Origin of the sequence: Streptacidiphilus sp. BW17 (assembly GCF_041262485.1) — a bacterium.
In the GTDB taxonomy this organism is placed as follows: Bacteria; Actinomycetota; Actinomycetes; order Streptomycetales; family Streptomycetaceae; genus Streptacidiphilus.
In genome coordinates this window covers 1-14,256 of record NZ_JBGCCR010000042.1, presented here as the reverse complement: position 1 = coordinate 14,256, position 14,256 = coordinate 1, and the positions used below count along the sequence as shown (strand labels likewise).

At 68.9% G+C, this 14,256-nt stretch carries 10 protein-coding genes; 4 read left to right on the top strand and 6 right to left on the bottom strand.

Features of this window, described 5'->3' with window-relative positions:
* The first annotated feature begins 84 nt into the window (after positions 1–84).
* Positions 85–2,994 carry a SpoIIE family protein phosphatase gene (locus tag ABH940_RS33140; RefSeq protein ID WP_370106963.1) on the top strand — a complete coding sequence of 970 codons (2,910 nt, stop codon included), beginning with the start codon at positions 85–87 and terminating at the stop codon, positions 2,992–2,994.
* A 196-nt stretch (positions 2,995–3,190) separates the two neighbouring features.
* On the opposite strand, the gene ABH940_RS33135 is transcribed toward ABH940_RS33140, so the two are convergent.
* Complete coding sequence (locus ABH940_RS33135) at positions 3,191–3,586, bottom strand: nuclear transport factor 2 family protein (RefSeq protein ID WP_370106962.1); 396 nt, start codon at positions 3,584–3,586, stop codon at positions 3,191–3,193.
* Between the two features lie 401 nt (positions 3,587–3,987).
* Here ABH940_RS33135 and alc point away from each other — a divergent pair, with 401 nt between their 5' ends.
* A complete protein-coding gene (gene alc, locus ABH940_RS33130) occupies positions 3,988–5,112 on the top strand; it encodes an allantoicase (RefSeq protein WP_370106961.1) in 1,125 nt (374 codons plus the stop codon).
* Positions 5,113–5,235: 123 nt separating this feature from the next.
* Complete coding sequence (locus ABH940_RS33125) at positions 5,236–6,168, top strand: LysR substrate-binding domain-containing protein (protein WP_370072471.1); 933 nt, start codon at positions 5,236–5,238, stop codon at positions 6,166–6,168.
* A 104-nt stretch (positions 6,169–6,272) separates the two neighbouring features.
* On the opposite strand, the gene ABH940_RS33120 is transcribed toward ABH940_RS33125, so the two are convergent.
* From ABH940_RS33120 to ABH940_RS33100, 5 genes are all read right to left on the bottom strand, one after another.
* Complete coding sequence (locus ABH940_RS33120; RefSeq protein ID WP_370072473.1) at positions 6,273–7,415, bottom strand: hypothetical protein; 1,143 nt, start codon at positions 7,413–7,415, stop codon at positions 6,273–6,275.
* Positions 7,416–7,550: 135 nt separating this feature from the next.
* Positions 7,551–9,212 (bottom strand): hypothetical protein, encoded by a 1,662-nt coding sequence (locus tag ABH940_RS33115; RefSeq protein ID WP_370072475.1) that lies wholly within the window; start codon positions 9,210–9,212, stop codon positions 7,551–7,553.
* 37 nt (positions 9,213–9,249) lie between these two features.
* Positions 9,250–10,146, bottom strand: coding sequence for a carbohydrate ABC transporter permease (locus ABH940_RS33110; RefSeq protein ID WP_370072481.1), 897 nt, complete (start codon positions 10,144–10,146; stop codon positions 9,250–9,252).
* 41 nt (positions 10,147–10,187) lie between these two features.
* A complete protein-coding gene (locus ABH940_RS33105) occupies positions 10,188–11,042 on the bottom strand; it encodes an ABC transporter permease subunit (RefSeq protein WP_370072482.1) in 855 nt (284 codons plus the stop codon).
* Positions 11,043–11,406: 364 nt separating this feature from the next.
* Complete coding sequence (locus ABH940_RS33100) at positions 11,407–12,540, bottom strand: substrate-binding domain-containing protein (RefSeq protein ID WP_370072476.1); 1,134 nt, start codon at positions 12,538–12,540, stop codon at positions 11,407–11,409.
* Between the two features lie 211 nt (positions 12,541–12,751).
* On the opposite strand from ABH940_RS33100, the gene ABH940_RS33095 reads away from it, so the two are divergent.
* Positions 12,752–14,256 (top strand): polysaccharide lyase family 8 super-sandwich domain-containing protein (locus tag ABH940_RS33095; protein WP_370106960.1); only part of this gene is annotated, 1,505 nt, incomplete at its 3' end.

Genomic DNA, 14,256 nt, shown 5'->3' with positions numbered 1-14,256 from the left:
CCGCAGGGGACGGTGACAGCGTCAGTATCGGGCGACGTGTCCGGCGCAGAGTGGTGTTCGGGCGGGGAGGGGTAAGAATGACTTATGTGCAGGTTTGGCCTGTTCGCGACGCGCGGTGGTCTCTCCCGGCCCTCGACGCGCCCGGTGGTCGGGCGGCGCCGGGGCGAGCGGCGGGAGCACGCGGATCCTGCTTCGGGGCAAGCGGGCGGAGACCGTGACTCGCGTCGGACCGATGCCCGGCCGTCGAGGTCTGCGCCGGCCTCGGTCTTCGGCCTGCGCAGCGTCGCCGGTCAGGCGTTCGTCTGGCAACTGGTGGTCCTGCTGCTCCTCGCGGCGATCGCGATCGTCGCCCTGGTGCTCAAGACCACGAACGACGCCCAGAACGACGCCCGCCACAAGGCGCTCGCCGTAGCGGCGGGCTTCGCGCACGGACCCGGCCTGGTGCAGGCCCTGCAGTCGCCCGATCCCACGGCGGTGCTGGAGCCGCTCACCCTGGCGGCGCAGAAGGGCTCCGGCGTGGACTTCGTCGACGTGCTCAGCGTGGACGGGATCCGGTACACGGACCCGCTCCCGAGCCTGATCGGCCAGCGCGCCCAGGGTGACATCGGCCGGGCGGCAGCCGGGCAGTCGTTCACCGAGATCTTCAAGGGATTCCCGCAGACCGCGGTCCGTGCGCTCGTCCCGATCGAGGACGCGCACGGCAAGGTGGTCGGACTGGTCGCCACCGGCGTGCAGACCACGGATGTCACCGCCACGGTGAACCGCCAGCTGCCGGTCCTCTTCGGTGCCGCGGCCGGCGCGGTGGTGCTCGCCGCGGGCGGTGCGGTGCTGGTGAGCAGGCACCTGCGCCGCCAGACGCACGGCCTGGGGCCGGTCGAGATGACCCGGATGTACGAGCACCACGATGCCGTGCTGCACTCGGTCCGGGAGGGTGTGCTGATCCTCGACGCCGACCAGCGGCTGGTGCTGGCCAACGACGAGGCCCAGCACCTGCTCGGCCTCCGCCCCGACGCGGAGGGTCTTCCGCTGGACCAACTGGGCCTGGAGCCGGGCATCGCCGGGCTGCTGGCCTCCGGACGGACCGTCACCGACGAGGTGCAGCCCGTCGGAGGACGCCTCCTGGCCGTCAACCTCCGGCCCACCGCCGTCCACAGCGGCCCCGCCGGTTTCGTGGCGACGCTCCGGGACACCACCGAGCTGCTCGCGGTGGCCGACCGGGCCGACGAGGCCCGGGAGCGGTTGACCCTGCTGTACGACGCGGCCACACGCATCGGCACCACGCTGGATGTCACCACCACCGCGCAGGAGCTGGCGGACGTGGCGGTGCCCCGGCTCGCCGACCTCGTCAGCGTCAACCTGCTGGAGGACCTGCTGAGCGGCAACGACCCCGCACCGGGGCCGCTCGCCGGTGCTGCGCTGCGAAGGATGGCCAACCGCTCCGTACACGAGGGAGCGCCGGAGGCCGTGGTCCAGGTCGGTGAGGTCGCCAACTACACCGACGACTCGCCCCAGGCCCGCTGCCTGGCGACCGGCCGGTCCGAGCTGTACCAGGCGGAGGACCCGTCCGTCGGCGCGTGGCTCGCGCAGGACCCCGCCCGTTCCGCCGTGTCCCGCAGGTACGGGCTCCACTCGTGGATGGAGGTGCCGGTGATCGCCCGTGGCACGACCCTGGGCGTGGTCGACTTCGTCCGCTCCCGGCGCCCCGAACCGTTCCAGGCCGATGACCTGCGCGTGGCCGAGGAACTCGTCGCCAGGGCTGCGGTCTGTCTGGACAACGCCCGTCGGTTCACCCGTGAGCACACGACAGCCATGGCCTTGCAGCACAGCCTGCTGCCGCGGCGGCTGCCGGAGCAGTCCGCGGTGGACGCGGCCTTCCGGTACTTGCCGGCCGATCCCCGGCTCGGCGTGGGCGGCGACTGGTTCGACGTGATCCCGCTGTCCGGCGCGCGCGTGGCCCTCGTCGTCGGCGACGTGGTCGGGCACGGTATCCAGGCCTCCGCGACCATGGGTCAACTGCGTTCCGCCGTGCGGACTCTCGCCGACGCCGACCTCGCGCCGGACGAACTCCTCACCCAGCTCGACGATCTCGTCCTCGGGATGGCCGCTGACTCCGGGACGGACGGGGCGAGCGGGGCAGGCGGGACGGAGGGGACGAATGCGGCGGATCCCCCTGCCGTCGCAGACGTCGGTGCCACCTGCCTGTACGCCGTCTACGACCCGGTCTCGGGGCGTTGCTGTCTGGCCCGCGCCGGCCACCCCGCCCCGGTGGTGGTCCACCCGGACGGCACCACGGGCCTGCTGGAACTGCCCGCCGCGCCGCCGCTCGGAGTCGGTGGGTTTCCCTTCGAGGCGGTCGAGACGGAACTGCCCGAGGGCAGCCTGCTCGCCCTCTACACCGACGGCCTGGTCGAGACCCGCCGACGTCCGATGGACACCGGGCTCGAAGAACTCCGGCGTGCGCTGACCACCCCGGACAGCCCGCTCGAAACGCTGTGCGACCAGATCGTGGAAACGCTGCTGCCGGACGGCCCCGCCGATGACGACGCCGCCCTGCTGCTGGCCCGGGTCCGGCGCCTGGACCCCCGCCGGATCGCGACCTGGGAGGTGCCCGCCGACCCGGCGGCGGTCGCCGGAGTCCGTGCGGACGCCGTGCGCCGCCTGTCGGCGTGGGGCGTGGAGGAGGACGCGTTCGTCACCGAACTGATCATCAGCGAGCTCGTCACCAACGCCGTCAAATACGGCCGCGCGCCCATCCAGCTGCGGCTGATCCTCGCGCCGCCGCTCAGGGGACCGGCGGGCGCCCCGGTCCGCACACTGATCTGCGAGGTCTCCGACAGCAGCGGCACCGCACCCCACCTGCGCCGGGCCCGCGTGTTCGACGAGGGAGGCCGTGGCCTTCTGCTCGTCGCCCAGCTCACCCAGCGCTGGGGTACCCGGCAGACCGTGAACGGCAAGATCATCTGGTGCGAACAGTCACTTCCCAACGAGATGTGACGACCCTTCAGCAACGGGGATGACGTCGGCGGTCGTGATGGCCTGGTGCCGGCGGCCGTAGAGATGCGCTGAAGCAGGCAGCTGCCGCGGCGGACCGCGGCATCACCGACCCCTCGGAGATCAGCGGCTGAGCCGGCAAGCACAGCGCGACAGGCCGGGTCGGCCCCGACACACGGGAGCAGCCCGGCCCAGTGGCTCAGGACCAGAACTCGTTCGTGGCGTCGAGGTCCTCGACGCATTCGTCAAGGTCGGTGACCTTGTCTCCTACGATCCGGAAGACGATCCCGTCGGCCTGGTCGAGTTTCCGGCCCGCGCGTTCGGCGGAGATTCGTGTCACGGATACCACGTGTCCTCGTCCGTCGACGAGGAGATTCTGGAGCTCTACGCGCAGTGTGCCGTTGGTCTCGGCGGCCAGTTGTCCGTAGTAGTGAAGTACCGCGGTGATGCCCTTGTGGTCGCCGGAGAGCGGGTGGGTGCCGGGGACGTGGTGAGTGACGTCGGATGTGAGCAGGCTTGCGAGCGTGTCCATGTCGCCTCGTGAGAACGCCTCGTAGCCGCGGCGGACCAGTGCGGCGTGCGGATGCTCAGCCATGGCGTTCGCCGCCTTCCATGCATTGCCGGGGTGGCTGATGCTTCTCAGCCTGCCATCGGCATTCTGTGTCCGCCATAGGGGCCGCTTGGGCTACTACGGTCGGCTCCGTAGTGGCACACCCGAACTGATAAGCGAGTACAGGCCCCGGTGCAGGGCCTGTCCGGCCGGGCACTCGGAATCTTGTATTCCCTCTGGTCAGCCGTCCGGTCGCGGGCGTCGAGTGCTGCCGCCCGGCCGCCTGCGGGCGGCGACTTTGTAGCCCGACTGAAAATAGCCGAAGGATTTACGCGATGGACCTGGGCGGTGCCCAGGTTCGAGCCTTGGGGTGCGGGCAGCGGACTGCCGCCCGGACGGGGCGGCGGGGGAGCCCGCCCTGTTTCACGAGCCCCTGAGGAGATCGCATGCCGCACGTCACGTCCTTCACCGGCGACGCCAAGCCGTACCGCGAGGGCGCCGAGCCGTACGCCGACTACCGGCGGGCCGAGACGCTGCCCTTCGACCAGCTGGTCGACCTCGCGGACCGACGCCTGGGCGGTGCGGTCGTCGCGGCCAACGACGAGTTCTTCGCCGAGCGCGAGAACCTGCTGGTCCCCGAGCCCGCCGTGTTCGCCCCGGAGCGGTTCGGGCACAAGGGCAAGATCATGGACGGCTGGGAGACCCGCCGTCGCCGCGGGGTGGACGAGGAGACCCCGCACCCCGAGGCGGACGACCACGACTGGGCGCTGATCCGGTTGGGCGTGCCCGGCCTGGTCCGGGGCCTGGTCGTGGACACCGCGCACTTCCGCGGCAACTACCCCCAGGCGGTCAGCGTCCAGGCGACCACCGCCCCGGCCTTCGCCTCGGCGAAGGAACTGCTCGCGGACGACGTCGAGTGGATCGAGATCGTCCCGCGCACCGAGATCGGCGGGCATGCGGCCAACGCCTTCAGCGTTGACGCCGAGCGGCGCTTCACCCACCTGCGCCTCAACCAGCACCCCGACGGCGGCGTCGCCCGGCTGCGGGTCTACGGCGAGGTGGCACCCGACCCGGAGTGGCTGGACGCGCTCGGCGCCTTCGACCTGGTCGCGTTGGAGAACGGCGGCGCGGTCGAGGACGCCTCCGACCGCTTCTACTCGCCGCCGACCAACACCATCCTGCCGGGCCGTTCCCGGAAGATGGACGACGGCTGGGAGACGCGGCGCCGTCGTGACAAGGGCAACGACTGGGTCCGCTACCGCCTCACCAGCCAGGCGGCGATCCGTGCCGTCGAGATCGACACCACCTACCTGAAGGGCAACGCGGCGGGCTGGGCCGCCCTGTTCGTCCAGGACCAGAGCTCCGGGGGTGGGGAGTGGACCCAGATCCTGCCCCGTACCCGGCTGTTGCCCGACACGGTGCACCGGTTCCTGGTCGACACGCCGCCGTCGACCCACGTCCGGATCGACATCTTCCCGGACGGCGGCATATCGCGGCTGCGGCTCTTCGGCTCGCTGACCGCGGACGGCGCGAAGGCGCTCGCCGAGCGCACCGCCGAACTGTCGGGCTGACGGACGGTCAAGGTGGCGGCGCTCACTTGTCCGCGCCGCTCTCGACCGGCCGTCCGTCCGGTCGAATGACCGCCCGTCGGACGGTTGTTGCTGTACGACCGAGTCATCCGTAGCCTCGGCTGAATGATCGAATGGGATCTACGGAAGTTCCGTGTGCTGACCGAGCTGAAGCGCCAGGGCACGGTCACCGCCACGGCTCAGGCGCTCTCCCTCACCCCCTCGGCGGTGTCGCAGACCCTCAACAGCCTGAGTCGGCAGATCGGCGCGCCGATCGTCGAGCCGGACGGGCGGCGGGTGCGCCTGACCGAGGTGGCCCATCTGCTGCTCCGTCACGGTGACGCCGTGTTCGCCCAGTTGGAGGCCGCCGAAGCCGAGATCGAGGCGTACCTGGGCGGTGAGGAGGGGCTGGTCCGGATCGGCTCGTTCGCCACCGGCGTGGAGGCACTGGTGATGCCGGCGTTGGACCTGCTCCGGCAGTCCCGCCCCACCTTCCAGGCCTCCGTGCACGAAGCCGAGGCGGCCGAGGTCTACACACTGCTGGAGCGCGGCGAGATAGACGTGGCGCTGTCATTGGCCGCGCACACCGACGGCGCCGTGGCCAGCGGGCGGCTGGTCACCTTCCCGCTGCTGGCGGACCCGATGGACGTCGCGCTGCCGGCGGGGCACCACCTCGCGGGGCAGGCCGGGCTGCATCTGGCCGACCTGGCGGAGGAGGCCTGGGTCTTCGGCGCGTCGGGCCCGTGGCGGGACATCACCCTGGCGGCCTGCGCCGAGGTGTGCTTCGCCCCCGTCGCCGCGCACACCGCCTCGGACTGGGGCGCGATCCTGGCGATCGTGCAGGCGGGGATGGGCGTGGCGCTGGTGCCCCGTCTGGTGGACGCCCGGCGTCCTGGCGTGCGGATCCGAGTCCTGACGGAGGATCAACCCCGCCGCCACGTCATAGGGGCGGTGCGCAAGGGGTCCGAGACCGCCCCGCGCCTGAAGGTGGTCGTACGGAGTCTTCAGCGCGTCGCTGAGGACCGTCGCCGCTACAACCCGTCCGTGCAGACGTACTGAAACTGCGCTTACGAAAAGCTCGATGGACGTACCACCGGCCCGGCCGGTCAACTGGTTGTGCGGCGACGATCCCGCCTGCCGCACAACCAGTTGACCCGAGGCGATCACGGGATGATGACGGCCAGGCGCTGCACTCCCGTTCCGTAGTTGATGTAGAGCAGGGCGGTGGTCTCGGTTGCGCTGGATGGGACGGTGACGTTCAGGGTGTCCGGCCCCCACGAGGCGCCAGACGCCAGCGCGGGGATATCCCAGTACTCAAAGTTGCCGACCGTGATGCTCTGCGTCGCGGTGGTGTCGGCCAGTGACGTCGCAGTGCTGGTCGAGCTGCCGTTGTTGTTCACGGTGAACGGCACTGTGGTCATCGCGCCACGGGGAATCACGCAGCTGTTCGGAGGACTCGCGCTGACCGTCAGCGGGCCGTGACTCGAGGTTCCGGTGAGCGCGCCCATCTCGGCTGAGAACGCTCCCAGGAAGCCGCAGCCGCTGGAGTCGGTGGGCATGTTGCCCCACAGGATGGCTCCCTGGGTTTGCGCTTCGAGCGTCTTGAACTCGCTGTCCCAGTCCGTGCCGCTCAGCCAGGCGTTGCCGGAGGTGCCGCTGGTGTCCCACTGTCCCCAGACGTATGGGTAGATCGGCAGACTGGAGCTGATCGCGCGGTCGTTGGAGACAGCAGCACTCAGCTCCGAGGACCAGTCCGAGGTGGTGGCCCAGCGGTTGTACATCGACGGTGCGAAGAAGTCGAAGTAGCCGCTGGCATAGAGTTGGGCGGTGTAGGAGCTGTACGTGTTACCCCAGTCGTACGAGTACATCCCGATCGGGGCGGACGGCTCTGCAGCGTGCGCCCACGTGATCAGCTGCTTCCAGAGGTCGACCTCCTGTTGGGCCTGAGCAGTTGATGAAGCGTCGACCGGAACGATCTGCTCGAAGTCGAGGGCTATCGGTCCTGTCGCCCCCGATTTGTCGGCACTGACGTCCGCCTGCACCTTCGCGTCGAAGGTGCTCTGCGTGGGCACGTTGCTGCAGCCGGTGGTGGAGCAGGACAGGCTCCACGCGTCGTAGACCGTTGTCGAATCTGTCACGCCGAACTGCTCGACGTTGGCGTTCGGTGCATCCTCGTGGGTGTCGTTGAACATGGTGAACGACGCTGCGTGCGCCTTCGTGGCGCCTGCCCCGATCACCAAGGGGGCCAGGGCGAGCAGGACGGTGGCCAGTGGTGCAATGAATCTGCGGACCAATTGTGCTGGCATTTCGACTCCTTTGCCGTGCAGGGGTGGTACTGCCGAATTCCTCCTTCAGACGTGGCGCCGGGGCGTCCTATTGCCTGGGAGCGCCGAGGCGTGGGTGCGATCCGGCACGGCCCCGCCGGACCGGGGCGCGGGTGGCTACTTGTTCGCTGCGGCGTAGGCCTGGCTGAACTCGGCCGCCATCTGGTCGATGCTGCACTGCGCCTTGAGCTGGGCGACGGTGCTGCTCCACGAGGAGAGGGGCTGGCGGCCGGTCACGATGTCGACGACGGCCGGACCGAGCAGGGGTGGCAGGGTGGCGTACTTGGCGTTGTAGGTTGCCGATCCCGAGAGGTAGGGGCGGGTGGGGTCTCCCACGGTGATCGGAAGCAGAGTGCTCCAGGTGTCGTACTGGCGCTGGGTGTCCTGGGTGGCCCCGGGGTAGAACATCGGCTGCGGCTGCTGTGCCAGGTACTTGATGGGCAGGTTGCTCGAGTTCTCCGTCATGCCCAGCGTGGTCGGGTTGGCCGGGGACCCGTCCGCGGCGCGGGTGAAGTGCACGCCCTCGACTCCGTAGTTGACCAGTTCGAACTCCTTGGTCCCCCATGGCGCGGCGAGGTAGTCCAGGACCCGCAGCAGCATCTTGATGCGTTCGGGGGAGGAGGCCTTGATGGCGGTGTAGCTGAAGGCGAAGTCTCCGCCGGGGACGTTGGGGGCGGTTCCGTAGGGGTAGGCCACGTCCACGGTGAACGAGTTCCCGACCTGCTGGAAGACGGTCAGCAGGCCGCCGGTGAGCGAGTCGGCGGTGGTGACCCACTCGCCCGAGGCGAACTTGGCCTGGGTGGCGACCGAGGAGGGAAGGCTCATCGCGTCTGGATTGAACAGCCCCTGCGCGTAGAAGCTCCGCATGTTCGCCAGGGCCTGCTCGTAGGCGGGTGACTCCATGGCGTGGGTGAACTTGCCGTTCTGCAACTGCCAGGTGTTGGGGGCGCCGGCGGCCCCCGCGTGGAATCCCATTCCGAACGTCTTCGGCTGGGATTCGCCCATGGAGTAGTGGCCGGCGGATTTGAGCTTCGCCATTCCGGCGGCGAACTGGTCGACCGAGATGCCCTTGCCCCAGATTCCGGCCGCGACCAGCTTTTCCTTGTTCGAGATGAGTCCCATGTTGGGCGTGTTGTACCGGTAGACGGGGACTCCGTAGATCTTCCCGTCGATCCGGCCCATCAGCTCCCAGCCTCTGGTCGGGATCGAGGCGAGGTTGGGGTACTCCTTGATCGCGTCACCTGAGAGGTAGGGGGTCAGGTCGGCGCACTTGGCCTCGACGAACTGGCTGGCGTCGGGTACACCGGGCGTGACCTGGATCAGGTCCGGGATGTCCCCGCTCGCCTCCATCTGCGCGAACGCCTGGTTGAACGTGGTCCCGCTGTCGATCACGAACCGCGGCTGGAAGGTCACGCCCAGGGCCTGGGAGACCGCTGCGAGCAGCTGGTTGGAGGAACCGGTGGAGACCGGGCTGCCGTAGCTGACGGCCAGGGCGGTCACGGTGGACCCGTCGCCCGGCTTTGTCGTGATGCTCGAGGGCAGCGGCAGCGAGGGATATCTCAGTGCCGCGGGTGCCCCGTTGTTGGGCAGAGCGGGCAGGTCGTAGTGGGCTGTCGAGTTGGGCACGTAGGTGGGCCACGGCGCCAGTTTCACTCCGACGTTGGACGTCGAGCCCGTCGACCCGGCGCCGCATGCGGCCAGAGTGGGGGCGATCGCGGCGGCGGCCACGCCGATACCGGTGGCTCTGAGGAAGGAACGACGCGAGAATGTGCCGGACATGGCGAATTCCTCGGGGGAGTAGGTGCGGGCCTGAGGTTCAGGACTTGACGGCGCCGGTGAGGACACCCTTGGTGAAGAAGCGCTGCGCGAACGGGTAGACCAGCACGATGGGCAGGATTGCCACCACGACGGTCGCGGCCTGTTCGGCGATGGGGTTCTGGTTGATGACGGCGGCGGTGCTGCCGTTGGCGTCCACGTTCGAGCCCTGCGTCACCAGCAGCCGCAGCAGGGTCCCCAGGGGCCACTGGGACGCGTCGTTGAGGTAGAACAGTCCCTGGAACCACTGGTTCCAGTACGTCACGGCGTAGAAGAAGCCGACGACCGCGATGACGGGTTTCGACAGAGGCAGCACGATGCGTAGGAGCGTGGTCCACTCGCCGGCGCCGTCCAGGCGTGCGGCCTCGTACAGTTCGGACGGGATCCCCTGGAAGAAGCCCCGCATCACCACCAGGTTGAACACGTTGACCAGCACCGGCAGGACCAGCGAGGAGTAGTTGTTCAGCAGGTGCAGGTTGTCGACCACCAGGTAGGTGGGAATGAGCCCCGGTGGGAAGAGGAACGCGAACAGGCACATCATCAGTACCTGCTTGCCGCCGGCGACGCCGGGCCGGGACAGCGCGTAGGCCAGCAGCACCGTGGTGGCCAGGGATGCGGCGGTCCCGATGAGCGTCAGCCCGAGGCTGACCCAGACCGCCTTGGTGATCAGGCCGCCTTGCAGGATGGCGCGGTATGCCTGCAAGGAGAACGGGTGCGGCCACAGGGTGAAGCCCGCACCGTTGTGCAGGAGTTGGTGGTTGGTGGAGAGGCTGGTGGACAGCTCCACCCAGAACGGCACCACGGCGATCGCCGTGATCAGGATCAGCGCGGACCCCTTGGTCAGCGAGGTGACCGCCTTCGGCTTCTCCTGCCAGGCCGGGCGCGGCTCCGGTGCCAGTGAACTGCGCCACCTGCTGCCCGATATCGCACTGCTGATACTCACCGGTACACACCTTCCTCGCCGAGCCGATGTGCGACCTTGTTCGCGCACACCACGAGCACCAGACCGACCACACCTTTGAACAGGCCGGCTGCGGCTGCGACCGACCAGTCGCCGTTCACCGTCGCGTGGAAGTAGACGTAGGTGTCGAGCACCTCGGACACCTGGGAGCCGAATCCGTCGCGCTGCATCATCACCTGGTCGAAACCGACGGTGAGAATGTCGCCGACGCGCATCACCAGCACGAGGATCAACACCGGCCTGATGCCGGGCAGCGTGATGTGCCAGAACCTGCGCCAGGGACCCGCCCCGTCGATCGCCGAGGACTCGTAGAGGGACTCGTTGACCTGGAACAGGGCGGCGGTGAAGATGACCGTCGCCCAGCCGCAGTCCTTCCAGATCAGCTCACCGATCATCAGCGGCTTGAACAACGAGGGATCGGCGAAGACGTTGACCAGGTGCGACCCGCCCCCGGACAGGGCCCCTCCGAGCAGACCGGTGGGACCGAGGACCTGTTGGAACAGGGCGATCGCGACGACCCACGACAGAAAGTGCGGCAGGAACACCACACTCGTGACAGCCTTGCGGACCCATCCGCGCAGCACGCTGTGGAGCAGCAGGGCCAGTGCCAGCGGTACCGGCACGAAGAAGACCAGCTGGAGTCCTGCCAGCTCCACCGTGTTGATCAGCGCCTGCCAGAAGCTGGGATCGCCGAACAGTGTTGCGAAGTTCGCCAACCCCACCCACTGGCTCTGTGCGAAGCCGAGGAACGGGACGTAGTTCTCGAAGGCGACGATGTTCCCGAACAGCGCGCCGTACTGGAAGACCAGGAAGTAGAGGACCCCCGGCACCATCATCACGAGCAGTGCTCTGTCTCGGCGGATGCGGCGCCACAGGCCAACTCTGCGCTGGACCGGGCTTTTCCCGGATCCTGCCGGACTGGGCGGGACCACGTCCTCGCTCGCCGGGGGATCCTCCACAGCAACACCCATCCCGCTCCCCTCTCCAGTGCGCTCAGCAGGGCGCGGCCCGTGCTTTCGGTGGGCCTGGCGGCGTGCGGAATTCGTGGCGCGTGATTGGCGCCTGCCGCATCCGTCCCGTTGACCGGCATCATCGTGGGATACGGTTTTGAGGGCGTCAAGGCAGGAAGTTCATACTGTCAAAAAGGCGTCACTTTTGAGAACTGGATGGGGTATCAGTCTTCTCTATAGCAGGGGGTCAGGCCTCCAGGTCGACATCCCCCGCTCCCGCAGCGGAAGTTGCGCCGCAGGACTCGCGAACCACCAGGTGCGGCAGCAACTCGATGCGTGTGGGGAGCACCGTCGGGTCGGTGAGCTTGCGGATCAGCAGGCCCGCGGCCGCTTCGCCGATGGCCCGTTTCTGTGGTGCTATCGCGCTGAGCTGAACCGAGGGAATGGTTGCCAGCTCGTCGTCGTAGCTGACCAGTGCGAGGTCCTCGGGCACGCGCAGGCCCTGGGCCAGCAGTCGTTGGATCAGGTTGATCGCGAGGTGGTCCGGGTGGACCAGTGCCGCGGTCACCTGCCTGGCGGTCACCCGCCGCAGCAGGTCCGTGACGGTCTCCTCGAAGCTGGGAAGGTCGCTGGGTGGACCGGATTGCGCTATGGACATCTCGTCGAGGTCGAGGCCGAGCACTTCCATCGCGGATCGGTACCCTTCGCGGATCGCTCCTGCCGTGTGAGTGGTGTTGGAGACCAAGGCGATGTGCCGGTGGCCCAGTCCGGCCAGATGGCGCACGGCCAGAGCGGCTCCGCCGACGTGATCGGAGGTGACCCGGTCCAGCGCCGCCGCCTGCACGCCGGCAGGCACCCGCCGCTCCACCAGCACCGTGGGGATGTCCAGGTCGGCGATCTGCTCGCAGTCCTTCGGGCTGGGCCCGTCGATCCCCCAACTGGGCGTGAGCAGCAGGCCGTCGGCGCCGGCGTTGATCATGCCCTTGATGTGTTCCGCGTTCTGCGCCGCGTCGTAGTCCGTCATCGCCACCATCAGTCGCGCGCCGGAGGCGGCTGCCGCGGCCCGAGCCCCCCGGATGATCTCCGGGTAGAAGTAGTCCGCCATCGGCACGATCATCCCGATCAACAGGCCAGGTGGCGCCGCCGGCACCGATTCCGGGCGATTGAGCCGGGCGTCGCGAGCGCTGAGCGGGCCCGAAGGCCAGGACACCGACCCGTGCACCCAGCGGACCCGGCCGATCGCAGCGAGCGCCCTGACGTCGCGGCGCGCCGTCTCGGTGGACACACCCAACTCCGCGCCCAGATCGGCCAATCGGATGCTTCCGCGATCACGCACGATCTGCACGATCTGTTCGTGGCGTTCCTCGACCTTCGTTCGCACGTGCCCACCCTCAAGGTTCTTGCCGGTCTCCGGCATGCGGCCTGCTCTGCCCGCAGCATAGGTTCAACCCGCCAGTCATGACAGGTTTTTGTTGGTTTGTTGGATCGCTCTTGACGGGCGAGGAAAGCGCTTTCTAGCCTCCAGTGGCAGCTACGCGCGACTGCTGTGCCCCAGCGGGGCGCGGCAGTTCTGTCTCAGGAGGCCCACTGCCATGTCGCTCACCTGGTCCCGACGCACCTTCCTCCAGGCTGCCGGCGTCAGCACTGTCGGCTTCGCCCTCGCCGGCGCGATCGGCGGGACACCGGCCACTGCTGACACGACAGCAGACGCGTTCGCCATCGTGCGGTCCCGGTGGGCCGCGCTGACCAGTGGTGGAACCATCGACGCCGGCAACCCGGTGTACGCGCCCGCGATCGCCGCCCTCGACACGAGTACCGCGAACTACCTGCCCCTGATGGAGACCTCGCCGGGCGCCACGCAGCTGTTCACCGACCTCCCCCTCGGCTCCAACGCCGACAACGTCGCCTACAGCTTCTACCGGCTGGGAACCCTGGCCCGCGCCTACGTCACCCCGGGAACGGCCTACACCGGGAACGCCTCGGTGCTCGCCGCCGTCACCAGCGGCCTGGACTACATGACCACCTCCGTCTACTCGGCTTCCGGCGGCCTTCCCACCTACGGGTACGGGAACTGGTGGGACTGGGAGATCGGCGCTCCGCAGTCGCTGCTGGACACCGCGAACCTCGTCTACTCCGCGCTGACTCCGGCGCAGATCGCCAACTACTGCGCGGCCGCCGACCACTTCGTCCCCGATCCGACGCTCTTGCCCCAGGCGAGCGGCACCACTGTCTCGACAGGGGCGAACCGCCTGGACCTGTGCCGTGTGGCGATCATCCGCGGCGCCCTCGGTGACGATGCGTCGAAGATCGCCCAGGGCGTCGCGGCGATCTCGCCCACCCTCGCGTTCACCGCGGGTCCTCCCGGCTCCTACGCGGACGGCCTGTACGCCGACGGGTCGTTCCTGCAGCACGGTGGCACTGGATACACCGGCACCTACGGCGGTGTCTGGCTCGGCGACGTGGTCAAGCTGATGGCCGCACTCAGCGGCACGCCCTGGGCGGTCACCGACCCCAATATCGGCAACGTGTTCTTCGCCGCGACCAACTGCTTCGCCCCGGTGGTCTACAACGGCCTGATGCTCGACTCGGTCCGCGGGCGAGCCATCGCACGCTCCGGCGAACCGGACAGTGCGGACGGGATCAGCGCGGCCCAGAACCTGATTACCCTGGCCGGCGGCGCCCCCGACACCGCCACCGCGACACGCCTGAAGAGCATCGCCAAGGGCTGGCTGCAACGCACACCCGCCGATATCACCGGCAGCTCGATCGCCACCATCGCCCTGGCGCAGCAGGTGCTCACCGACGCCACCGTGCCGGCCGCGCCCGAGCCGAACGGCCACTCGCTGTTTCCGGTGATGGCCCGTGCCGTTCACCGCCGACCCGGCTGGGCCGCGGCCATCGCCATGAACTCGGCCCGCAACCCCTTCTACGAGACCGACGGCGCCTCCAACCTGCACGGCTGGCACACCAGCGACGGCATGACCTACCTCTACCTCGACGGCGACAACACCCAGTACGACGACTACTTCTGGCCCACCGTCGACCCCTACCGCCTGCCCGGCACCACCTCCTCCCTACTCCCGCTCACCGACGGCCA